The following is a 1,246-nucleotide window of genomic DNA, read 5'->3' as shown; positions in this document are numbered from 1 at the left end:
CCGACGAACTGCGCGAGCGTGCGACGCGGTTGGCGGTCGAAGCCCGCAAGGATCCGGCCGGCCGGGCCGGTGCGATCAAGCGGATCGCCGACCAGCTGGACGTGCACCCTGAGGCCCTGCGCGGCTGGGTCAAGCCGGCCGAGACCGACGAGGGCATCGTGCCCGGCGCCACCAGCACCGACGCTGCACGAATCGCTGAGCTGGAGCGGGAGGTGAAGGAACTGCGGCGGGCGAACGCGATATTGAAGTCCGCCTCGGCTTTCTTCGCCGCGGAGCTGGACCGTCCACTGCGATGAAGGTCGCCTACATCGACCAGTACAAGGAGACGTTCGGCGTCCAGCCGATCTGCGACGTCCTCGCCGAGACGGACGCGCCGATCGCGTCGAGCACCTACTACGCCGCCCGCATCCGCCCGCCCTCGGCCCGCAGCCTGCGAGACGAGGACATCACCAAGGAGATACGCCGGATCCACGAGGCCAACTACGGCGTCTACGGGGCCCGCAAGGTCCACGCCGCCCTCCGGCGCGAGGGATTCGAGGTGGCCCGCTGCACGATCGAGCGCCTCATGCGCGCGGCCGGTCTGCGCGGGGTGATCCGGGCCAAGAGCCCACGCACCACCCGCCCCGCACCCGAGACCGACCGGCCCGCCGACCTGGTCGAGCGGCAGTTCACCGCGAGCGCGCCGAACCAGCTGTGGGTCGCGGACATCACCTACATCAGAACCTTCTCCGGCTGGGTCTACGCCGCCTTCGTCATCGACGTCTTCTCCCGCATGGTCGTCGGCTGGCAGGTCGCCACCTCCCTCTACACCGACCTCGCCCTCGACGCGCTGGAGATGGCGATCTGGCGCCGCCGGCACGCGGGAGCCGATCTCGCCGGCCTCACGCACCACTCGGACCGCGGAGTCCAATACCGAGCTCTGCGCTACACCGAACGTCTCGAACAGGAGGCCGCCGTGGCCTCGGTCGGTTCCAAGGGCGACTCGTATGACAACGCCCTGGCCGAGGCGTTCAACAGCCTGTTCAAGGCCGAGCTGATCCGCAACAAGGGGCCGTGGACCGGCATCAACGACATCGAGATCGCGGTCGCCGAGTACATCGACTGGTTCAACCAGCGCCGCCTCCACGGCGAGCTCGGCCATATCACCCCCGCCGAACACGAGGCCGCCCACTACCTCGCGGTCGAACCCCCCACGTCACTCCAGAAAGCCAGCTAACTCAGTCTCCACGAAACCCGGGGCTTGACA

Annotated in this window: 1 pseudogene; it reads left to right on the top strand. The window is 68.8% G+C overall.

Annotated features, from left to right (window positions below):
* Nucleotides 1–8 precede the first annotated feature (8 nt).
* Nucleotides 9–1,216, top strand: a pseudogene (locus AC5P09_RS51860) (IS3 family transposase).
* Nucleotides 1,217–1,246 lie beyond the last annotated feature (30 nt).

This window comes from Streptomyces sp. a15, from assembly GCF_059026085.1.
This window is presented reverse-complemented; position numbering and strand designations above follow the sequence as displayed.